Annotated in this window: 19 protein-coding genes; 8 read left to right on the top strand and 11 right to left on the bottom strand. The window is 68.1% G+C overall.

Features of this window, described 5'->3' with window-relative positions; all coding sequences use genetic code 11:
- Positions 1-2: 2 nt before the first annotated feature.
- Together GO592_RS19725 and GO592_RS19720 are read right to left on the bottom strand one after the other, a co-directional pair.
- Positions 3-1,160, bottom strand: coding sequence for an ABC transporter ATP-binding protein (locus GO592_RS19725; protein ID WP_007295716.1), 1,158 nt, complete (start codon positions 1,158-1,160; stop codon positions 3-5).
- Between the two features lie 11 nt (positions 1,161-1,171).
- On the bottom strand, positions 1,172-2,143 hold the full coding sequence (locus GO592_RS19720) for an ABC transporter substrate-binding protein (RefSeq protein WP_007295717.1): 972 nt from the start codon (positions 2,141-2,143) through the stop codon (positions 1,172-1,174).
- A 143-nt stretch (positions 2,144-2,286) separates the two neighbouring features.
- Between GO592_RS19720 and GO592_RS19715 the strand changes: the two genes are divergently transcribed.
- Positions 2,287-3,228 carry an ABC transporter substrate-binding protein gene (locus GO592_RS19715; protein ID WP_007295718.1) on the top strand — a complete coding sequence of 314 codons (942 nt, stop codon included), beginning with the start codon at positions 2,287-2,289 and terminating at the stop codon, positions 3,226-3,228.
- Here the strand turns inward: GO592_RS19715 and GO592_RS19710 are convergent.
- From GO592_RS19710 to GO592_RS19700, 3 genes are read right to left on the bottom strand one after another with little or no spacing between them, the layout of a single operon-like run.
- Positions 3,187-4,107 (bottom strand): alpha/beta hydrolase, encoded by a 921-nt coding sequence (locus GO592_RS19710; protein ID WP_007295719.1) that lies wholly within the window; start codon positions 4,105-4,107, stop codon positions 3,187-3,189. The genes GO592_RS19715 and GO592_RS19710 overlap by 42 nt on opposite strands.
- Before the next feature lie 7 nt (positions 4,108-4,114).
- Positions 4,115-4,945 (bottom strand): SDR family NAD(P)-dependent oxidoreductase, encoded by an 831-nt coding sequence (locus tag GO592_RS19705; RefSeq protein WP_007295720.1) that lies wholly within the window; start codon positions 4,943-4,945, stop codon positions 4,115-4,117.
- Positions 4,942-6,543 (bottom strand): flavin-containing monooxygenase, encoded by a 1,602-nt coding sequence (locus GO592_RS19700; protein WP_005253734.1) that lies wholly within the window; start codon positions 6,541-6,543, stop codon positions 4,942-4,944. The genes GO592_RS19705 and GO592_RS19700 overlap by 4 nt, the downstream gene beginning before the upstream one ends.
- 70 nt (positions 6,544-6,613) lie before the next feature.
- Between GO592_RS19700 and GO592_RS19695 the strand changes: the two genes are divergently transcribed.
- The 5 genes from GO592_RS19695 to GO592_RS44550 all read left to right on the top strand — a co-directional run bounded on the left by GO592_RS19695 (position 6,614) and on the right by GO592_RS44550 (position 8,298).
- Positions 6,614-7,261, top strand: coding sequence for a TetR/AcrR family transcriptional regulator (locus GO592_RS19695; protein ID WP_005239342.1), 648 nt, complete (start codon positions 6,614-6,616; stop codon positions 7,259-7,261).
- A 94-nt stretch (positions 7,262-7,355) separates the two neighbouring features.
- Positions 7,356-7,565 (top strand): hypothetical protein, encoded by a 210-nt coding sequence (locus GO592_RS19690; RefSeq protein WP_039950360.1) that lies wholly within the window; start codon positions 7,356-7,358, stop codon positions 7,563-7,565.
- Between the two features lie 35 nt (positions 7,566-7,600).
- Complete coding sequence (locus GO592_RS44560; protein WP_237720339.1) at positions 7,601-7,759, top strand: hypothetical protein; 159 nt, start codon at positions 7,601-7,603, stop codon at positions 7,757-7,759.
- Positions 7,756-8,025 (top strand): hypothetical protein, encoded by a 270-nt coding sequence (locus GO592_RS44555; RefSeq protein WP_237720340.1) that lies wholly within the window; start codon positions 7,756-7,758, stop codon positions 8,023-8,025. Before GO592_RS44560 ends, GO592_RS44555 begins: the two co-directional genes overlap by 4 nt.
- Positions 8,026-8,106: 81 nt before the next feature.
- On the top strand, positions 8,107-8,298 hold the full coding sequence (locus tag GO592_RS44550; RefSeq protein WP_237720341.1) for a hypothetical protein: 192 nt from the start codon (positions 8,107-8,109) through the stop codon (positions 8,296-8,298).
- Here the strand turns inward: GO592_RS44550 and GO592_RS19680 are convergent.
- The 5 genes from GO592_RS19680 to GO592_RS19660 all read right to left on the bottom strand — a co-directional run bounded on the left by GO592_RS19680 (position 8,295) and on the right by GO592_RS19660 (position 18,750).
- Complete coding sequence (locus GO592_RS19680) at positions 8,295-9,011, bottom strand: AAA family ATPase (RefSeq protein WP_039950361.1); 717 nt, start codon at positions 9,009-9,011, stop codon at positions 8,295-8,297. The two genes, GO592_RS44550 and GO592_RS19680, sit on opposite strands and share 4 nt — an antisense overlap.
- 39 nt (positions 9,012-9,050) lie before the next feature.
- Positions 9,051-12,827, bottom strand: a complete 3,777-nt coding sequence (locus tag GO592_RS19675; protein ID WP_080606086.1) for a multifunctional oxoglutarate decarboxylase/oxoglutarate dehydrogenase thiamine pyrophosphate-binding subunit/dihydrolipoyllysine-residue succinyltransferase subunit — start codon at positions 12,825-12,827, stop codon at positions 9,051-9,053.
- Between the two features lie 111 nt (positions 12,828-12,938).
- Positions 12,939-16,811 (bottom strand): ABC transporter ATP-binding protein, encoded by a 3,873-nt coding sequence (locus tag GO592_RS19670; RefSeq protein ID WP_007295721.1) that lies wholly within the window; start codon positions 16,809-16,811, stop codon positions 12,939-12,941.
- Between the two features lie 50 nt (positions 16,812-16,861).
- Positions 16,862-17,641: an ABC transporter permease gene (locus GO592_RS19665; protein WP_007295722.1), complete on the bottom strand. Its 780-nt coding sequence runs from the start codon at positions 17,639-17,641 to the stop codon at positions 16,862-16,864.
- Entirely contained in the window at positions 17,638-18,750 is a 1,113-nt protein-coding gene (locus GO592_RS19660; RefSeq protein ID WP_007295723.1) for an ABC transporter ATP-binding protein, read from the bottom strand. The genes GO592_RS19665 and GO592_RS19660 overlap by 4 nt, the downstream gene beginning before the upstream one ends.
- Before the next feature lie 128 nt (positions 18,751-18,878).
- Between GO592_RS19660 and GO592_RS19655 the strand changes: the two genes are divergently transcribed.
- A complete protein-coding gene (locus tag GO592_RS19655; RefSeq protein WP_007295724.1) occupies positions 18,879-20,261 on the top strand; it encodes a glutamate decarboxylase in 1,383 nt (460 codons plus the stop codon).
- A 1-nt stretch (position 20,262) separates the two neighbouring features.
- Here GO592_RS19655 and GO592_RS19650 read toward each other — a convergent pair whose 3' ends face one another.
- Entirely contained in the window at positions 20,263-20,949 is a 687-nt protein-coding gene (locus GO592_RS19650; RefSeq protein ID WP_039950364.1) for a hypothetical protein, read from the bottom strand.
- Between the two features lie 99 nt (positions 20,950-21,048).
- Here GO592_RS19650 and GO592_RS19645 point away from each other — a divergent pair, with 99 nt between their 5' ends.
- Positions 21,049-21,903 carry an AraC family transcriptional regulator gene (locus GO592_RS19645; protein ID WP_007295726.1) on the top strand — a complete coding sequence of 285 codons (855 nt, stop codon included), beginning with the start codon at positions 21,049-21,051 and terminating at the stop codon, positions 21,901-21,903.
- Positions 21,904-21,905: the final 2 nt, after the last annotated feature.

The following is a 21,905-nucleotide window of genomic DNA, read 5'->3' as shown; positions in this document are numbered from 1 at the left end:
GATCACGGCCCGTCCGGGGTTGCCGGTTGGGCAGTGAAGAAGTGCTCACCCCTCGCGCGATCCTCGGCCGCCCGCTGCTCGGCCAGCTTCGCGATCACCTCGGAGCCGAGGATGCCGCCGGTGACCGCGCCGTCCGCGTCGACGGCCACTCCGATACCCGACGGAGACGAGATGGCCGCGTCCAGAGCCTGCCGCAGGTCGGAGCCGGGGGAGAAGAGGGATCCGCCCGCCGCAGTGCATTCGGAGACGGGCCGTCCGGCCCGCGCCCCCTCGACGCCGGTGACGTCGATCCACCCCCGCGGTACGCCCGCGTCCGTGACGACCAGGACCCATTCACCCCGCTCGAGCCGGAGCGCCGGCAACTCCTTCTCGGTCGCCGTCCGGATGGTGTGCAGCGGAACCTGATCTGCCGTCCGGAACGACAGTCCGCGGTACCCGCGGTCGCGTCCCACGAACGAGGCGACGAAATCGGTGGCCGGCGCGGACAGCACCGTGTCGGGCGCGTCGTACTGCTGCAACCGGCCACCCGGCCCGAAGACCGCCACCCGGTCGCCGAGTTTGACGGCCTCGTCGATGTCGTGGGTGACGAACACGATCGTCTTGCGCATCTCGGCCTGCAGGCGCTGCATCTCGGCCTGCAGATCTTCGCGGACAACGGGATCGACGGCGCTGAACGGCTCATCCATCAGCAGGATCGGCGGGTCGGCGGCCAGCGCCCGCGCGACCCCGACGCGTTGTTGCTGCCCGCCGGACAGCTGCCCGGGATAGCGGGACGCCAGCGCCGGGTCGAGTCCGACCCGTTCGAGCACCGCCAACGCGGCCTTGCGGGCGTTGCGTCGTGAGTCGCCGCGCAGCACAGGCACGGTCGCGACGTTGTCGACCACCGTGCGGTGCGGCAGCAGTCCGGCGCTCTGGATGACGTAGCCGATGCCGAGTCGAAGCTTGACCGCGTCGGTTTGGGCGATGTCGCGGCCGTCGACCGTGATCGTTCCCGCGGTCGGGGTGATCATCCGGTTGATCATCCGCATCGACGTGGTCTTGCCGCAGCCCGACGGCCCGACGAAGACCGTGAACGATTCGGCGTCGATCTCCAGGTCGAGGCTGTCGACCGCCGTCGTGCCGTCCGGGTACCGCTTGGTGACTCCCGAGAATGTGATCACGGCAGGCTCCTCTACGAGACCGGCTTGTCGAGCCCCTGGTCCGTCACCCACTGCTTCGCGGCCGCCGTCGGCTCGGTTTTCGCGTCACCCGACACGGAATCGTTGAGCGCGACAAGCTCTTCGGTGGTCAGCTTCGCCGACAGTGCGTCGAGCGCCCGGGTCAGCTTGTCGGAGGACTTGGTGGCGCGCACCACCGGCACGACGTTCTGCGCCGCGAAGTTGTTCTGCGGATCCGCCAGCACCACGAAACCGTTCTGCGCGATGGCCGGGGACGTCGTGAAGATGTCGGCGGCCGTGATCTGTCCCGACGCGAGGGCGTCCACCGTGGCCGGACCGCCGCCGTCGGCGATCGGGACGAAGTTGTCGGCCGTGATGTCCAGGCCGTACTTGGCCTTCAGGCCGGGCAGGCCACCGGGGCGTTCCTGGAATTCGGCGGGTGCACCGAACTTGACCTCGTTCGAGTGCGCCGCGAGATCCGCGATGGAGGTGAGGTTCCAGCGCTGCGCCGTCTCCTTCGTGACGACGACGGCGTCCTTGTCCTCGGCCGGGGCCGGCGTGGTGATCGTCAGTTCCGAACCCAGCGCGGCCGGCAGCGCGGCGTCCACGTCGGCGGCGCTCGTGGCCGTCGAATCCGGGTCGAGATACTGCAGCAGGTTGCCCGTGTAGTCGGGGATGACGTCGATCGACCCGTCCTTGAGCGCAGGAATGTAGGCCTCACGGCTGCCGATGTTGAACTTCGTCGTCACGTCGAACCCGTTGGCACGGAGGACCTCGGTGTAGATGTTCGCGACCGTCTCCGATTCGGGGAAGTTCGCGGATCCCACGATGATCGTGTTCGGGTCGTCACCCGATCCCTCGCCGCCGGCGGACAGGGGGTCGGATCCGCCACCGCACGCCGCGAGCGACACGACGGCCACCGTCGCGAGAGCGATAGTGCCAACGGAGCGGCGGGTGAAGCCCGACAGAATTCGTGAGGTGCGCATGAGCGTCCTTCCCGTTGTCACCGGCGCCGGACCTGCCGACGGAAACCGGTGGACGCGTGTCCGCGCCATCGGTTGGCCAGTGTAACGATAGGGGCGGACAGAGCACGGTTTTCGACCAGCTCGAGGTAAACGAAAGGCTCGACGTGGCACACACACGGACAGACGGATCGGCCGAGCGCCCGGCGGCATGGTCCCGGGCCCTGATCGCCGGGTCCGCGCTGCTACTGGTCGCGGGGGTGGCGTCGGGATGCGCAGGTGGTGACACGACCCTCGACGGTTCCGCGGGGCAGGGGCAGGGCGAGATCGTGGTGGGTGCGGGTGACGGCGCGGAGAGCCGGATCCTGGCCGAAATCTATGCGGGTGCCCTGCGTTCGACCGGGGCGCCGGTCGTCACCGACGGGGGACTCGGCGACCGGACCGCGTACCTCGGGCAGCTCGATGCCGGAAACGTCACGCTGGTGCCGGAGTTCACGGGCCGGTTGCTGCGCTACTACGACCCCGAATCGGCGGAGACGGAACAGGACGATGTGTTCGAGGCGTTGAGCAAGGCTCTGCCGCAGGGGCTTTCGATCTCCGACTTCGCGGCTGCCGAGGACAGGTCGGCGCTGGCCGTGACCTCGCAGACGTCGGGGCAGCTGGATCTCACCACCCTCGACGAACTCGTTCCCTCGTGCAGCAGGAGCACTGCCGTGCTCGCCCCGGCGTTCGAGGCCGACGCGCTTCCCGACCTCACCGGCTGCACGTTCGCGCAGACCCGGACAGTGGCCGACGACGCCGCGGCCGTCGGCGAACTCGCCGCCCCGGTATCGGCGGACGGAGCCGTGCGGGTGGCCGGGGTGACCACCGCGTCACCGGACGTCTCGGACGCCGATCTGGTGCTGCTGGCGGACGACGATCACGTGTTCACCGCACAGAACGTGGTGCCGCTGTTCCGGATCGGAACTCTCACCGAAGCCCAGCTGAAGGCGTTGAACGTCGTGGCGGGTGAGCTGACGACCGCGGACCTGGCCGACATGATCGGCCAGGTCCGCGGTGGTGCCGATTCAGCCGACGTGGCGCGGGTGTGGCTCGACGCTCATCTGTGAACCCAGGAACGCCCCGAGTTCCGCGACCGCATCCGCGGCCTCGCGGACCAGGGACGCCTGCAGGTGGGCGACGTGCCACAGCCGGGCGTACTCGGTGAGCGTGACGTCCACGTCCGACTCGTCCAGCTTGTCGACGAATTCCATGATCTGCGGGTAGAGCACCTCGTCGACCCCGACGTGGATCAGCGTCGGCGGTAGTCCCGCCAGATTTCCGTGCAGCGGTGCGTAACCCGGATCTTGTGCGTCCCCGTTGCCCAGGTACTTCTCGGCGGCGTCGAACGACCACGCCGTGTTGACCACGAGATCCCGGTCCCGGGACGTGTCACGCCTGCCGGGATCGACCCACGGGGCGATCAGCGCCAACGCGGCCGGAGTGACACCGTGCCGGTCGATCAGGCGGCGCGCGGTGGCAACCGTCAGGCCACCGCCCGCCGAATCGCCCGCGATCGCGAGTTGCTCTGTCTCGTAACCGTGCTCGGTGTTCAGTTCCAGGTACGCCGCGACCGCGTCCTCGAGCCCCGCCGGGAACGGATGCTCCGGGGCCAGCCGGTAGTCGAGGGTGTAGACGACACTGCCGGATTCCCTGGCGATGTGAGCGGCCAGCGAACGGTGCGTGGCGAGCGAACCGATGGTGTACGCCCCACCGTGCAGGTAGAGCACGGCGGTCCGGCGTTCGGTAGCTCCCACCGTGATTCGCTCCGCCGGCCGCCCGGCCAGCGAGGTCGGGCGGACGACGGCACCAGCAGGGACCTGCTGAAGCGGAGCGCCGAGGTCGAGGAACGCCCTCTGGACGGTGTGCGGAAGCCGGGCGTTGAGGCTGAGGCGGTAGAACGGCCGGAGTGCCGTCGCGACGACCGGCAGCGGCAGGTGGAAGCTCATCGGTACCTCAGTTCGACTTGGGGAGGACTCGTCCGGCGACGAGGGCAACCACACGCTGGTAGCTCGGTCCGACGAGCCGCACCCAGGCGTCGAGGAACTTGGCGTCGGCGCCGATCAGGACGCGCGGCTTGCCCTTGCGGACACCGTTCACGATGGTCGCCGCCGCCGCTTCCGGAGTGGTGCGTGCGAGTTTCTGGTCGAAGAACTTCGCGAACGTGTCGAGGTCCTCGCCCGGTCCCGCGGTGGCGTTGCGGGCGATGGCCGTCTTGATGCCACCGGGGTGCACACACGTCACCTTGACGGGGTGTTTGGCGATCAGCATCTCCTGGCGCAGCGACTCGGTGAAACCGCGCACCGCGAACTTCGCCGAGTTGTACGCGCTCTGACCCGGCATGGACAGCAGCCCGAAGAGGCTCGAGACGTTCACGACGTGGCCGTCGCCCGACGCGATGAGATGCGGCAGGAAAGCCTTGGTGCCGTTGACGACTCCCCAGAAATCCACGTCCATGATCTTCTCGATGTCCTTGAACTCGGACTTCTCGAACTCGCCGTGGTAGGCGATGCCGGCGTTGTTGTACACCTGGTTGATCTTGCCGAAGTGCGCCCGCACCTCGTCGGCGTACGCGAGCACGGCCTCGCGCTGGGTGACGTCCAGGTGATCGGCCTTGACCTCGGCGCCCAACGCCTCGGCCTGGCGTGCCGTCTCGGCGAGCCCGACCGTGTCCATGTCCGAGATCGCCAACCTGGCACCCCGGCCCGCCAGGTTGAGGGCGAGCGCCCTGCCGATACCGGAACCGGCTCCGGTGATCACGACTACCTTGCCTGCGAACTCGCTCACTGTGCTGTCACCTTGTCGTCGTCGAGGTCGATCTGTGCCGGGATGGCGGCGGGGCCGGGGGTCTTGCCGTTCACGTGCACGGGTGCAGGCAGATCGGCGGTGGCCACGCTGTCGTATGCGGTGAGGTCGAAGCGCTTCGTCTCGTTCCGGAACTGGAACGTGAAGCCCGGCCACAGCGTGGTGTTGTTGCCGTGCTTGTCGAGGTACCAGCTGGCGCACCCACCGTTGTTCCAGACGCTGTGCGACAGCTTCTCCTGGAGTTCGGCGTTGTACCGGTCCTGGGCGTCCTGACGGACCTCGATCTTGCCGATGCCGTACTTGTCGAGCGTCCGAAGGGCGTCGACGAGGTAATTGAGCTGCGACTCGATCATGTAGACCATCGAGGTGTGGCCCAGGCCCGTGTTCGGGCCCACCAGGAAGAACATGTTGGGGAAGTTCGCGATCGCCGCGCCCTTGTAGCCCTGCTGGCCGCCCTCGTCGAAGACGTCGGCGAGCGAGCGCCCGTCCTTGCCGAAGATGCCCTCGAACGTGGGGGAGTCGGTGACGTGGAAGCCGGTGGCGACGACGATGGCATCGACTTCGCGGACGGTGCCGTCCTTCGAGATCACCGAGTTGGCCGTGACCTCGGCGATGCCGTCGGTCACCAGGTCGACGTTGTCCTGCGCGAGGGTGGGGTAGTAGTTGTTCGAGATCAGCATGCGCTTGCAGCCGATCTGGAAGTTCGGCGTGACCTTCTTGCGCAGATCCTTGTCCTTGATCTGGCGGCGCAGGTGGCGCTCGGCCGCGAGCTGCAGCGGCTTCATGAAGACCGGGGCCTTCGCGAGTCCGACGACCTGGCTCTCGCGCATCCAGTAGATGCCGGTGCGGCACAGCTTCTGGAAGCCGGGGAGGTATTTGAACGCGGCGTGCTCGAGCTTCGTGTACTCGCGGTCCGCACGGGGCAGGATCCACGGCGCCGTGCGCTGGTACACGTCGAGGTGCGACACCTTCTTGCCGATGGCGGGCACGATCTGGATGGCCGAGGCGCCGGTGCCGATGACGGCGACGCGCTTCCCCGTCAGGTCGGCGTCGTGGTTCCAGCGGGCGGAGTGGAAGATCTCGCCCTGGAAGCCTTCGATGCCTTTGATGTCCGGGAGGGACGGCTCGCACAGCGCGCCGACCGCGGAGACGAGGACCTTCGCGACGAAGTTCCCCTTCGTGGTGGTGACCTCCCAGCGGGTGGTCGACTCGTTCCAGTGGGCGGACTGCACGTCACAGCCGAACAGGTGCTTGTCGCGCACCTTGTACTTGTCGGCCACCGACTGGATGTACTTCTGGATCTCCGGCTGCGTCGAGAACGACCGGGTCCACTCCGGGTTCAGTGCGAACGAGTAGGAGTACAGATGTGAGGGAACATCGCACGCCGCGCCCGGGTACGTGTTGTCTCGCCAGGTACCTCCGACGTCGGTGCCGCGTTCGAGCACGAGGAAGTCGGTCTTGCCTGCCTGGGTCAGCTTGATCGCCGCGCCGAGGCCGGCGAACCCGCTGCCGATGATCAGCGTGTCGATGTGCCGGACACCTGCGGTGGTGGCTGAAGTATCTGTGACGGGGAGACTCATGTAAGAAACAATAGGGCGCTATTGAGGGGCAGTCAATAGCCTATTGACCTTCATTCAGTAGTCTTGTCTCATGGACGTCGTGAAGCGGACCCGTCTCAGCCCCGAACAACGGCGCGCGCAACTGATCGATCTCGGTGCCAAGATGCTGGCGCAGCGCCCGTTGGAGCAGATCTCCGTCGAGGACATCGCCGATCAGGCGGGTGTCTCCCGCGGCCTCCTGTTCCACTACTTCGCGTCCAAGCACGACTTCCACCTCGAGATCGTCCGGCACACCAGCAGCGAGATGCTCGCCCGCACCGCCCCCGACCCGTACGTCGGGGAAGCACGGGATCCGATGCAGATCCTGCGCTCGGTGCTCGCGTCGTACGTCGACTACGTCAGCGAGAACCGGGGCACGTACGTGTCGCTCCTGCGGGGAACGGCGAGTGGCGACCCGGATATGCGCGCCGTCTTCGAGGAGACCCGCGCCGTGATGTCCGAACGGACCCTCGAACAACTGCCTGCGATCGGAATCGAGCCCACCCGGGCGGTCGAACTCGCGGTCCGGGGCTGGATCGCCTATGTCGAGGAAGTCACGATCACCTGGCTGCGCGACCCGCACCTGACCCGCGACGAACTGATCGAACTCAACGTTCAGGCCCTTCCCGCGCTCGCTGTCGCCGCCGCACCCGAGATCGCCGCCGCGCTGGTGTCGGCCACCACGACCCGACACCCCTAGTACTCGGGGCACACCCGTAGTACCCCCCGGGTGACACCGGTTTCGTTCCCCGGCGTGACGTGGTGACGCATGCGACGTTTCCAGCGTTCTCGTCATGACCACCCTCGATCTCCGCTCCCGCGTCGTCGCGTCCCGCCAGGTGCCGCTGGCGGTGATGGTCGCCGCGATGTCCGCCCTCGCGCTGGTGTGCGCCGTCGGCCTCCTCAGCGACGACCGGACCGTGCTCGGGGTGTCCGTGTGGCTCGAGCCGCTGAAGTTCACGGTCTCCTTGCGCTCTACGGGGCCACTTTGGCGTGGTTGCTGACCCTCCCGCACCGAGGCAGCAGATGGACGCGCGCCATGGCGACGGTGTTCGCCGTGACCGGCATCCTCGACGTCGGATTCATCGCGGTGCAGGCTGCGCGCGGAACGTTCAGCCACTTCAACACGTCCGACGACGCCGTCAACACGATCGGCCAGTACGTGGTGTCCCCGGACTGTTCGTCGCGAACCTCGTGATCGCCCTGATTCTGCTGTTCCAGCGCGTGGGGGATCGTCCCCTCACCCGAGCCATCCATGCAGGCCTGTTCCTGGCGGTGGCCGGGATGGCACTCGGCTACCTCATGGGATTCCAGGGTCGCCAGACGACTACCGACGCGAACGGCCGCGTCGCCGAAGTCGCCGCGCGGCACAGCGCCGGCGTCACCGACGAGAATCCGGGACTGCCGGTCACCAACTGGAGCACCACATCCCGCACTTCGTCGGACTGCACGGCCTGCAGGTGATGCTGATCGGCGCCCTCGTCCTGAGCGTCCTCGCGTCGCGGATTCCGTGGGCTCCGCAGCGAGGGAACCCGAGCCTCCCTGATGGCCGTGCTGGCGCTCGCCTACGCCGGGCTGCTCGCCGTGCTCACGTGGCAGGCGTTCCGCGGCCAGCCGCTGATCCACCCCGACGCGCTCACCCTCGCCGCCCTCGGCGGACTCCTCGCCGCCACCGCCCTCGCCGTCCGGTCCGTGAGGTCGCGGGCGGAGGCTGGGCAGCAGGCGGGGCCGGCCTAGAGATGCCGCAGGAAGCGGTCGGGTCCGTCGAGGAACGACCGCCAGTTGCGGACGAGGTCGAGCTGATTCCACTCGGGGTAGTCGATGCCCTCGTCGGTGAGTTCCCAGATCGCGGCGCCGGGCGCGGCAGCGAGGAGGGGAGAATGCGTCGCCATGATCACCTGCGAGCCCTCCTCTGCGAGATCCGCGATCACGCCGAGCAGCGCCAGGCAGGACTGGAACGACAGCGCGGCCTCCGGCTCGTCCAGAATCCACAGGCCCACGCCGATCGGACGGTCGGCGACGTACCGCAGGAACGACTGACCGTGCGAGAGCTGGTTGAACGACGGATCGTCCGCGCGGGGACGTGACTCGTCGGCCGCACCGAACAGCGAATGCATCGACTCGGCACGCAGGAAACACCCGCCGTACGGCTGCGGCCGGGCGCCGACACACGTGAGGTGAGTGCCGAGGTCCGCGTCCTCGGGGCTGGATCCCGCCGACCACAACCGGTCCTGCGCCCCGCGGAACCCGCCCTGCCAGGCCGCGGCGATCGACTCGACCAACGTCGACTTCCCGACACCGTTCTCACCCACGATCACCGTGAGCGGCCGCTCGAATGCCAGCCCGTTGTCGCACAGTTCCGCCACCGAGGGCAGGTCCAGATACCACGAAGCCGGGTCGAATCCGCTCCGTGGAGTGAACTCGACCCGGCTCAATGGCAGATCAGTCAATCAAACGCTCAGCTGAACGCTTCATCCGTTACACGCTCTTCAGCCGAAGGCTTCATCGATGATCTCCTGCTGTTCCACAGCGTGCACCTTGCTCGAACCCGAGGACGGTGCCGACATCGAACGACGCGAGATGCGCTTGATTCCGGACAGCTTGTCGGGCAGCAACTCGGGCAGAGCGAGACCGAAGAACGGCCACGCACCCTGGTTCGCCGGCTCCTCCTGAACCCACCGGAACTCGGTGGCGTTCGGGTAGCGGTCCAGCGTCTCGCGGAGACGACGGCTCGGAACCGGGTACAGCTGCTCGATACGGACGATCGCGATGTCCTCGCGGTTGTCCTTCTGCTTCTTCGCCAGCAGCTCCCAGTACAGCTTGCCGCTGACGAGGAGGACACGACGAACCTTGTCGCGTTCGGCGTCGCCCGTCTCGTACGTGGGCTCCTCGAACACCGAGCGGAACTTGCCGGTGGTGAAGTCCTCGACGTCGGAGACCGCGGCCTTGTTCCGCAGCATCGACTTCGGTGTGAAGACGACCAGCGGGCGGCGGATTCCGTCGAGCGAGTGACGACGCAGCAGGTGGAAGTAGCTGGCCGGGGTGGACGGCACGGCCACGGTCATCGAACCCTCGGCGCACAACTGCAGGAAGCGCTCGATCCGACCGGACGTGTGGTCGGGACCCTGACCCTCGTGGCCGTGCGGCAGCAGCAGCACGACGTCGGACAGCTGGCCCCACTTGGCCTCACCGGACGAGATGAACTCGTCGATGATCGACTGCGCGCCGTTGACGAAGTCACCGAACTGCGCCTCCCACAGCACGAGCGCGTCCGGGTTGCCCACGGAGTAGCCGTACTCGAAGCCGACGGCGGCGAACTCGCTGAGTGCGGAGTCGTAGACCAGGAACTTTCCGGGGTTCTCGCTGCCCAGGTTCTGCAGCGGGGTGTACTCGGCGCCCGTCTTGCGGTCGATGAGCACCGAGTGACGCTGCGTGAACGTGCCGCGCTTGGAATCCTGGCCGGACAGGCGAACCATCTTGCCCTGGTCGACCAGCGAACCGAATGCGAGCAGCTCGGCGAACGCCCAGTCGATCTTGCCCTCGCGGGACATTTCGCGGCGCTTCTCGATGACCGGCTTGACGCGCGGGTGCACGGTGAAGCCCTCGGGCACATTGACGAACGCGTCGCCGATCCGCTCGAGCACCGACTCGTCGACGGACGTCTTCAACTTCGTGGGCAGCACTTGGTCGAGCTCGACCGACTCACTGGGCTCCGGCGTGTACTTCTCGAGTTCGCGAACCTCGTTGAACACCCGTTCCAGCTGGCCCTGGTAGTCGCGGAGTGCGTCTTCGGCTTCCTTCAGCGAGATGTCGCCGCGGCCGATCAGGGATTCGGTGTAGCTCTTACGCACGCTGCGCTTGGTGTCGATCACGTCGTACATCGCCGGCTGCGTCATCGACGGGTCGTCGCCCTCGTTGTGACCGCGACGGCGGTAGCAGATCATGTCGATGACGACGTCCTTCTGGAACTTCTCCCGGAAGTCGACAGCGAGCTGGGCGACCCAGACGCAGGCCTCGGGGTCGTCGCCGTTCACGTGGAAGATCGGCGCGCCGATCATCTTCGCGACATCGGTGCAGTACTCGGACGAACGCGAGTACTCCGGGGCGGTGGTGAAACCGACCTGGTTGTTGACCACGATGTGCACGGTGCCGCCGGTGCGGTACCCGCGCAGCAGTGCCAGGTTCAACGTCTCGGCCACGACACCCTGACCGGCGAACGCGGCGTCGCCGTGCAGCATGAGTGGCAGGACGGTGAAGCCGTCCTCACCCTTGTCGAGGATGTCCTGCTTCGCGCGGACCAGGCCCTCGAGGACCGGGTCGACCGCCTCGAGGTGCGACGGGTTGGCCGTCAGCGACACGGTGATGTCGTTGTCGCCGAACATCTGGATATACGTGCCCTCGGCGCCGAGGTGGTACTTCACGTCGCCGGAGCCGTGCGCGGCCGCCGGGTTCATGTTGCCCTCGAACTCGGTGAAGATCTTCGAGTACGGCTTGCCGACGATGTTCGCGAGAACGTTGAGGCGACCGCGGTGCGGCATGCCGATGACGACCTCGTCGAGCTGGTGCTCGGCGGCCTGGTCGATGACGGCGTCCATCATCGGGATGACGGACTCGGCGCCCTCCAGGGAGAACCGCTTCTGGCCGACGTACTTGGTCTGCAGGAACGTCTCGAACGCCTCGGCGGCGTTGAGCTTGCTCAGGATGTACTTCTGCTGAGCGACCGTGGGCTTGACGTGGTGCGCCTCGACCCGGTCCTGCAGCCACTGCTGCTGCTCCGGCTCCAGGATGTGCGTGTACTCCACGCCGACGTGGCGGCAGTACGCGTCGCGCAGCACGCTGAGCACGTCGCGCAGCTTCATCTTCTCCTGGCCGTGGAAGCCACCGACCTTGAACTCGCGGTCGAGGTCCCACAGGGTCAGGTCGTGCGTGCGGACGTCCAGGTCCGGGTGGCTGCGGAACTTGTCCTTGACGAACTGCAGCGGATCCGTGTCGGCCATCAGGTGACCGCGGTTGCGGTACGCGGCGATCAGTTCGAGAACACGGGTGTTCTTGTCGACGGCGCCTTCGGGCACGTCCTTGCGCCAGCGGACCGGCTCGTACGGGATGTGCAGCGCGTGGAAGATCTCGTCGTAGAACTCGTCGCTGATCAGCAGGTTGTGGATGGTCCGGAGGAAGTCGCCGGACTCGGCACCCTGGATGATGCGGTGGTCGTACGTCGAGGTGAGCGTCATGAGCTTGCCGACGCCGATCTCGGCGAGGCGCTCGTCGCTCGCGCCTTGGAACTCGGCGGGGTACTCCATCGCGCCGGCACCGATGATGGCGCCCTGGCCGTTCATCAGTCGCGGCACGGAGTGCACGGTGCCGATGCCGCCGGGGTTGGTGAGCGAGATCGTGACACCCGAGAAGTCCTCGGCGGTGAGCTTGCCGTCACGCGCGCGCCGGACGATGTCCTCGTAGGCGCTGTAGAACTGCGTGAAGTTGTGGGTGTCGGTGTTCTTGATCGCGGCGACGACGAGGGACCGACTGCCGTCCTTGCCAGGCAGGTCGATGGCCAGACCGAGATTGGTGTGTGCGGGGGTGACCGCGTTGGGCTTGCCGTCGATCTCGGCGAAGTGCCGGTTCATGTTCGGGAACGCCTTGACCGCCTGCACGATCGCGTAACCCAGCAGGTGCGTGAACGAGATCTTGCCGCCGCGGGTACGGGCGAGGTGGTTGTTGATGACGATCCGGTTGTCGAACATCAGCTTCGCAGGGATGGCGCGAACGCTGGTGGCGGTCGGAATGGCCAGCGAGGCCGACATGTTCTTGGCGACGGCAGCAGCTGCGCCGCGGAGAACCTTCGACTCGTCTACGGCAGGAGCGGGAGCGGACGCCTTCGCGTCCTTCGCCGCGGTCTCCTTCGCGGGTGCGGCTTTCGTGGAGGCCTCGGTCTTCGGGGCAGCAGCCTTCGGAGCTGCACCGTTGGGTGCAGTCTTCGGCGCTGCACCGTTGGCCGTCTTGGTCTGAGGCTTGGGTGCGGTCTCGGACTCGGGAACCGGGGGAGTCGACGCCTTGGCGGAGGGAGCGGCAGCAGGTGCGGCGGTGGTGGTGCCGTTCGTGCCGTGTCCGTTGGCTGCGCCTGCCTTGGCGGCGGCGTCGGGAGAGTAATCCGTCAGGAATTCGTGCCAACTCGCGTCCACGGACGACGGATCGTCCTGGAAACGCTGGTACATTTCGTCAACCAGCCACTGGTTCTGTCCGAACTGGGATGTAGAGCTGCTGCTCACGGCAGGTGTTCGCCTCGTTTCTATTTCGGTACCCGATCAGAGCGCCTATATACATGAGACTAGCCCTCGCGTGTGACGTGTAGATCGCCAGGCCTGCACGTGTGAGCTGTCTCACGGCCAACCGATGGGGTCACCATCGATGACGGTTCTCGCCCCGCGATTATTCCCCGCCCCGGTCTCCGCCGCATCCCACAGTCCCGAATAGTGGCCACCGGCATAGCGCAGGGTGGCGTGGGATCCGGTTTCGACCACCCGCCCCTCGTCGATGACGAGGATCACATCTGCCCGGGCCGCGGTGGCCAGTCGGTGTGCCACCACCACCGACGTCCGGGTGCGGGTCACCCGGCTGCTCGCCTCGAGAACTACCTGCTCGGTGGCCGGATCGAGCGTCGCGGTCGCTTCGTCGAGCAGCAGCAGGTCGGGGTCGACCAGCTCGGCCCGGGCGAGCGCGATCAGCTGGCGTTGGCCGGCCGACAGGCCCTGCCCGCGCTCGCCGATGGGGTGACGCATCCCACCCCGCAATACGGCGATCGTGCCCAGTGCGCCGACCGCGCGTGCAGCGTCCTCGATCTCTTCGCGGCTCGCATCCGGGCGTCCGTACGCGATGTTGGTGGCGACGGTCCCGGTGAACAGGTGGGCTTCCTGGGGGACGACGCCGAGGCGTCCGCGGTACGCGCCGAGCGGGTACCGGCGGAGGTCCACGTCGTCGACGAGCACCGCGCCGGACGTCGGGTCGTAGAAGCGGGCGAGCAGTTTCACGATGGTCGACTTGCCCGCGCCGGTCCGGCCGACCAGGGCGACGGTGGTGCCGGCGGGGATGTGCAGGTCGATGTGGGTCAGGGCGTCGCTGTCCGCCCCCTGATAGCGGAACCCGACGTCGCGCAGGCACAGCTCGCCGCGCAGGTGCCCGTCGATCGGCTGGAGGTCCTCGCGCGAGGTCGCCCGCTCGATGGAACTGGGTGTGCGGAGCAGGTCCCCGATCCGGAGCAGGCCGACACTGGCCTGCTGGTATCCGTCGAACACCTGCGACAGTTGCTGAATGGGGCCGAACAGGAGCCCGAGGTACAGCACGAAGGCGACGAGCGTACCGGTCGTCGTGTCGCCGCCCGCGACCTGGCGCGCACCGACGAACACCACGGCGGCCAGGGCCAGGTCCGAGAGGAACGCGATGAACGGGAAGTACAGCGAGATCGCCCGCTGCGACCGCATCCGGCTGCGCCGATAACTGTCGGCCCGCTCGGCGAACCGGCGGGCAGCGAACCCTTCGCGGCGGTATGCCTGGGCCGCACGGAGCCCGGCGATGTTCTCCTGGAAGTCGGCGTTGACGAGCGAGATCCGCTCACGCGAGACGGTGTATGCCACCGAGGAGATCCGGCGGAAGATCAGCGTCGCGACGACGAGCGGCGGGATGACGGCAAGCGCCACCAGCGCGAGCGTGACGTCGGTGGCGACGAGCGCGACGGTGATACCGAGGACGGTCAGGACGCTCACCACGGCGGTGGACATTCCTGTCTGGATGAACGACGACAACGCGTCGACGTCGGTGGTCATCCGGGTCATGATGCGACCGGACAGCTCGCGCTCGTAGTAGTCGAGTCCGAGCCGCTGCAGGTGGGCGTAGCTGCGCACCCGCAACCCGAACAGCACACGTTCCCCCGCTCGGGCGGTGAGGACCGTCATCAGGGCGACGACGAGCCAGCCGGCGACCACGAGAGCGACGCCCACCCCTGTCGCGGTCCACAGCGTCGCGGAGTCCTGCGGGACGACACCGCGGTCGATCGCGAACCGGACGATCGACGGGAACGCGATCCCCGCGAGCGAGTCGAGCGCGAGGCAGACGGCGACGGCGACGAGGAGGGCACGGACCGGCCGCAGGATCCGCGACAGCCGGAAGTCGGGCTCGGGCAGGCGCAGGTTCCGGGTGTCGATTCCCGGGCTCTCGACGGCGGGCGGAAGCGCATCCACGGCCTGCCGAAGTTCCGGGGTCGCGGCTACGTTGCCCAGCGCTCCCGCCATCGGTCCGCCGGCGGCGCGGCCGCCGCCGGGTCCCGCGCCGGGAGCCGGGGTGCGGCCGGACGCGGCAGGCACGTCCCACTCCTCGGCGTCCTCCGGCCACAACTCGGACTCGGACGGCATGCGCTGATACGGCATCGGCTCGCTCGGTGCGGGAACGCTGACGTCGATGGGGCCCGCGTTGTCGGGGGAGGCGAACAGTGCGCGGAAGAGCGGGCACCGTTCGTCGAGTTCGGCCACCGTGCCGGAATCGATGATCCGTCCGCGGTCGAGCACGGCGACTCGGTCGGCGAGCGACAGGGTCGAGCGGCGATGCGCCAAGATCAGAGCAGTTCGGCCACGATTCGCGCGCAGCGCCGCGAAGATCGACGCCTCGGTGGTGGCGTCGACGGCGGAGGTCGCGTCGTCGAGGATCAGCACTCTCGGGTCGGTGAGGAGTGCGCGTGCCAGCGCGATCCGCTGCCGCTGCCCGCCGGAGAGGGTGAGACCGCGTTCGCCGACCACGGTGTCGTAGCCGTCCGGCAAGGCGGAGACGAACTCGTCGGCGGCCGCCATGTCGGCGGCGGCGCGGATCTCCTCGGCGCTGGCGTCGGGCCTGCCGAGGGCGATGTTGGCCGCAATGGTGTCGGAGAAGAGGAACGGCTCGTCGAACACGAGGCCGACGGCTTCGCGCAACTGCTCGGCGCTCAGCTGCGCGACATCGAACGACGCGCCCGCCGACGTGAGGGACACGGAACCCGAGGACGGGGCGTAGAAGCGGGGGAGCAGCAGCGACAGGGCGGTCTTGCCGGAACCGGCCATCCCCACCACCGCGACCGTCTCGCCGGGGGCGATACGCAGGTCGAGTCCACGGAGGATGTGCCGGTCCGATTCGAAGCCGAACGTGACCGCGCGCAGGTCCACACCCAGCGGTCCGCCGGGCAGGGCGGTGGGGTGCGGCGGGTCCGCGACCTCCGGTTCGGCGTCGATCACCTCGTACACACGCTCGACGGCGGCCCGGGACAGCTGGGCCATGATCACGACCGACGACAGCGTGCGGGTGACGCCGGTCATCGTGGCGACGTACGTCGCGAAGGCGAGGAACGTGCCGATCGTGATGGAGCCGTGCAGGGCGAGGTGGCCGCCGACCGCGATGACCCCGACGAGACCCAGTTGGGGCAGTGCCGCCATGGTCGGCGCGAAGCGCGCATTGATCCGGGCGGCTCGCAGGCGTTCCGCGTACAGCATCCGGCTGTGGTCCTCGAGCTGGTCGACGGCCCGGCGCTCCTGGCCGAAGCCTTTGACCACGCGGACGCCGGTGACGGTCTCCTCGACGTGCTGGGCGAGGTCGGCCGCGCGTTGCTGCGCCGACCAGGTGGCCGCGAACAGTTTCGGTCGCATCGCGTAGACGACGAGGCACACGGCGGGGACGATCACCAGCGCGACGACGGTCAGCAGCGGCGACAGCCAGGCCATGATGGCGAGCGCGAGGACGAATTGGAGCAACGCGCCCGCCGACAACGGGACCATCGCGAGCAGGCCCTGCACCAGCTGGAGGTCGGTGATGGACCGGGAGACCACCTGACCGGTGCGGATCTGATCCTGCCCCCGCCCGTCGAGCCGTTGCAGCGCACCCAGCAGTCCCAGCCGCAGATCGTGCTGGACGTCGAGCGACAGCTTCCCGGCGAGCATCCGGCGGCCGTACTGGCAGCCGAAGCGGACGCACGCGAGCAATGCGATGAGCAGCGCGGCGATGCCGATCACCTGGGTGTCGTGACCCGAGCCGGCGGCGTCGACCGCGTACTTGGTGAGGAGGGGGAACGAGATGTCGATACCCGCGGCGACGATTGTCACGGACAGGGCGCCGAGTGCGACGCGGCGGTGCGCCCAGCACTCACCGCTCAGCCGTCGAATCCAGCCCGGCCGTGCCTGATCCTGCTCCAGCGTCTGCTCCCGTTCGATCACCGAACCGGACGCACTCTCACTTGCCACTGGATCCACGTTAGCGCCGGGTACCGACAGGGACGGCACCCGGCGCCGTGTCAGGTGATGTCGCGCTGCCGGGTGAGCGCCCAGCCGCCGCCGACGACGACCGCGGTCCACACGAGCAGGGCGAGGGGCGCCGTGGGCCAGAGCGTCAGCCAGTCGATCTCATTGCCGGCGGCCGCGTTCGCGACCGTCCCGAGGGTGGCCGACACGGGGAGGACACTGCCGACGGCGCCGATGCCGATCCCGCTGAGGATCGAGCGGAGGATCATCTCGCCGAGGGTGTACCAGACCACCAGGGCGATGCAGCTTCCGACGGACGAGCCGGTGAGCATCGACACCCCGCCGCCGATGAGCGCCCACAGCGCCCCGCAGATCAGGGCGGCCCCGAGCATGGCGAACAGGGATCCGCGCAGTTCGAAGGTGTCACCGCCGAACGTCAGCAGCAGGGCGACGCTGACCACCTCCACCACGAGGCAGTAGAAGAAGCCGAAGGCCGCGGTGACGGCGAGCTTGGTGCCGATCACCCCGTCCCGGCCGCGAGCGGTGAGGAACGTGGTGGTGAGCGTCTTGTACCGGAATTCGGTGCCCACGTTCACCGCCCCGAAGAGCGCGGCGAACAGGACGACGAGGGCGACCGCGACCGCCAGCCCGAACAGGGTGGCGGCGAGGTTGGCCTCGCTCGGATCGGCCTCGAACGCGTCGGTGAACGCACGCATCACCGGCAGGGTGATCGCGCTCGAGAACATCCCGACGATCAGCGGTGCGAGACCGAGCATCCACCAGAACCGCAGGGTGGTGACCTTGCGGAATTCTGCGGTGAGCAGCGCTGTCATCGCGGACCTCCGGAGATCGGACCGTGCTGAGGGTGTGCGGGTGGTGGACCGTAGCCCGGTGGTGGGGCGTACCCGGGAGGCGGACCGTAACCCGGCTGTGGGGCGTACCCGGGAGGTGCGTACCCGGGCTGGGGCGCGTACGTCGGCGGTGGGCCGTACCCCGAGGGCGCCGCGGCGCTCGCTCCGGCCACGTACTGGCCCGCGGTCATCGACAGGAAGAGTTGCTCGAGGTCGATGTGATCGCCGACCGCGCCGAAGATCGTGACCCCTGCTTCGGCGGCGACGGACTCGACGAGTTCGAGGGACGCGCCGACGACGGCGAGGCGTCCGTCCGCGAGCGACCGGGCATCGACGATGCCCTTGGCGGCCAGGGCGGTCGCCAGCGCGGGCGGGCTCGAGGACGCGACGAGCAGCCGGCTCTGCTGCGACTTGCGCAGTTCCTCCATCCGTCCCTGATAGACGAGGGAGCCGCGGCTGACGATCACGAGATTGTCGACGGTCTGCTCCACTTCGCGGAGGATGTGACTCGAGATCAGCACGGTCCGGCCGGATGCGGCGAAGCCCTTCAAGAACTCACGCAGCCAGGCGATGCCCTCGGGGTCGAGTCCGTTGGCCGGTTCGTCGAGGATCAGGATGCGCGGATCACCCAGCAGCGCCGTCGCCAGCGACAGCCGCTGACGCATGCCGAGGGAGAAGCCGCCCGCCTTGCGCCCGGCGACGTCCTCGAGCCCGACGAGCGCGAGCACCTGCAGGGCGCGTGCGTCCGGTACGCGGATCGCGGACGCGTACACCTTCAGGTGGTCGAGTGCCGTCCGGTTGGGGTGCAGGCTCTGCGAATCCAGGACGGCGCCGACTGTGCGCGCGGGGTCGACGAGGAGGCGAATCGGGACACCGGCGACCGTGGAGGCGCCCGACGTCGGCTTCACGAGACCGAGGATCATCCGCAGCGTCGTGGTCTTGCCGGACCCGTTGGGCCCGAGGAATCCGGTGATCGATCCCCGCGGCACGGTGAAGCTGAGGTCCGTGACCGCGTCGACGTTCTTGAAGCGTTTCGACAGCCCCCGCACCTCGATCGGCGCCGTGAAACTTCCCGGGATTGCTGTGGTCAACCCGTCCTCCCCTGCCACAATCGAATGGAACTGTTTCGACCCTACTGGGCTGCCGTGCCGAGATTCACCAACTGACGTACAGGGCGTCTGCGACGGCGCATGCTGAAACCAATCGATTGGGGACGCACATGAGCAAGCACCACCACCACCATCGCGACGTCATTTCTCCCGCCTACACGGGGCGCCTCTCGATCGATCCGTTTCCGGCGCTGCGGCTGCCGGACGAGGAAACCGATCCCGAGGCCGCGTACCGGTTCATCCACGACGAGTTGATGCTCGACGGCAGTTCGCGGCTGAACCTGGCCACGTTCGTCACCACGTGGATGGATCCCGAGGCCGACAAACTGATGGCCGAGACGTTCGACAAGAACATGATCGACAAGGACGAGTATCCTGCGACCGCGGCGATCGAGTCCCGTTGCGTGTCGATGGTGGCCGATCTGTTCCACGCTCCCGACCTGTCGACCACCGACCCGGCCAGCGCCACCGGCGTCTCGACGATCGGCTCGAGCGAGGCGGTCATGCTCGGTGGTCTCGCGCTCAAGTGGCTGTGGCGGGCGAAGCAGGAGGCGGCCGGGAAGGACACTGCGCGACCGAATCTGGTGCTCGGCAGCAACGTCCAGGTGGTGTGGGAGAAGTTCTGCCGGTACTTCGACGTCGAGCCGAAGTACCTGCCGATGGAGAAGGGCCGCTACGTCATCACGCCGGAGCAGGTTCGGGATGCGGTCGACGAGAACACGATCGGAGCGGTCGTGATCGTGGGCACCACCTATACGGGGGAGCTCGAGCCGGTGGCCGCGATCGCAGACGCTCTCGACGAACTCGCCGCGTCCGGCGGCCCGGACGTGCCGATCCACGTGGACGCGGCGAGCGGTGGCTTCGTCGTCCCCTTCCTGCAACCGGAGTTGCTGTGGGACTTCCGGGTTCCGCGCGTGGCCTCGATCAACGTGAGTGGTCACAAGTACGGATTGACGTATCCGGGGATCGGGTTCGTGGTGTGGCGCGACAAGGAACACCTTCCCGAGGGGCTGGTGTTCCGGGTCAACTACCTGGGCGGCGACATGCCGACGTTCACCCTGAACTTCTCGCGGCCCGGCAATCAGGTGGTGGGGCAGTACTACAACTTCCTGCGACTGGGCCGGGCCGGCTACCGGTCGATCATGCAGACGTTGCGCGACACCGCAGTTCGCGTGGGCAAACGCATCGCCGAGATCGACGGCTTCACCCTGATCACGGACGGCACCGACATTCCGGTGGTGGCGTTCGAACTCGTCGGTGACCCCGGGTTCACGGTCTTCGACGTGTCACACGAGCTGCGGGCGCGGGGGTGGCAGGTGCCCGCCTACACGATGCCCGCCGACGCGGAGGACGTGGCGGTCCTGCGCATCGTCGTGCGCGAGGGCTTCAGCGCCGATCTCGGATCCCTCGTCGCCGAGGCGATCGAGGAAGTGTGCGCCGAACTCCGCGAGAAGGGCGGCGGGCGTTCGACGGAACAGCACTTCGCCCACTAGGTCAGGCCTCGATCGCGCGGAGTTCGTCCGGCCAGCGGGCCGGGGCGGGCCCGAACGCTTCGCGCGCGTTCTTGACGACACCCTTGCCGATGGCCCGGTTGCCTGCGCCGCCGATGGCCGCGCCGATGCCGGCGGGCACGAGTTTGCCGAGGACCAGCGCGCTGCGGCGGGCGGCATACTTGGTGATGAACTTGCGCACCAGGGTGTTGTTCATGCCCTTCATCGTGGGGCCGGGTATGCGGCTGGTGATGGCGCTGGCCCAGTTCTTCGCGGTCACGCCCGTCGCCTTCTGGACAATTTCCATGCCCGATTCACCGAGCGCCACCGACAGGACGAGTGCGCGCCGCTGCTGGTGGTCGACGGCGGAGACGCCGTGCACCGATGCGACAGCGAGAGTGAGCAGCGCCGCCGCTTCCAGGAAGAACGCCGATTCGGCGCCCACCGCCGCGATGGACGCGATGGTACCGACCCCGGGAACGGCGGCGGTGGCCCCGACCGCGCTGCCGCTGCCCGTCACGGCCAGCAGGAACATCTTCTCCATGCGCTCGATGATCTGCGCGGGCAACTCACCGGGGTGCGAGCGCCGGACCCATTCGACGTACCTGGCCACCGCGGGCGCCTGGAGACGGCTTCCGTTGTCGAGGACCGAGACCAGTACCTTCTCCACCGGTCCACCATTGCCAGCCATCGGGACTCCCGTCTCGCCGTGTGCTTCGAGTGTGCTGGCACCGACTGTAGGTGAGTGAACGGTGTGGCCGGTGTCGGCACCGGTGCCTAGGCTGGTTTCGTGAGCGTCGCCGACAGCGATACCGCGGTGTCGTCCGGGGCCTTCCGGCGCCCGGCGGCACCGTTACGCGCGCTGGTCACGGGATACGACGGCTATCGGCTGGCCGGATTCGAGCCCGGCATCCACCTCGGTCTGCCGTCGCCCTCCCTCACGGTGGTCGTGACGATCGACGAGCCGCTCGACATCGCCGCCCAGGCGACGCCCGAGCAGGCGCCCGGTCGTTTCGCCGCTCTGGCCAGCGGCATCGCCACGGCACCGGTGACGATCCGGCACGACGGCAACGAGCACGGCGTCCAACTGGCGCTCAGCCCTCTCGGCGCCCGGGCGCTACTGGGGGTGCCCACCGCCGCCCTCGGCTCCTGGGTCGTCGGGCTCGAGGAACTGCTCGGTCCCGACGCGGGGGAACTGACCGAACGGCTGTCCCTCGAACCGGGCTGGGACGAGCGGTTCGCGATCCTCGACGACCTCCTGACTCGCCGCGCGGCGCCGGCCGAGATCGACCCGCACCTCACCCGCGCCTGGCATCTGCTCGTCGCCGGCGAGGGCACCCGGGTCGGTGACGTCGCGCACGAGGTCGGCTGGAGCCGAAGGCATCTGGTGAACAAATTCGTCGCAGAATACGGCGTGACGCCCAAGGACGTGGTGCGGTTGTCGCGTTTCCACCGTTCGCACCGGATGCTCAAGAGTGCTGCCGGGGCGACGCTCGCCGACGTGTCCGCGGTGTGCGGCTACTACGACCAGGCCCACATGGCGCGGGACTGGCGCGACCTCGCGGGCGTCGCACCGTCGCGGTGGCGCGAGATCGACCCGTTCTCATTCGTCCAAGACCCCTACCACGACGACGGCGCAGAGTGATG

This window comes from Rhodococcus sp. 21391 (assembly GCF_016772255.1).
Lineage (GTDB): Bacteria > Actinomycetota > Actinomycetes > Mycobacteriales > Mycobacteriaceae > Rhodococcus_F > Rhodococcus_F opacus.
Note: the sequence above shows the minus strand (reverse complement) of the source record. Positions and strands in the feature narration are given on the sequence as shown.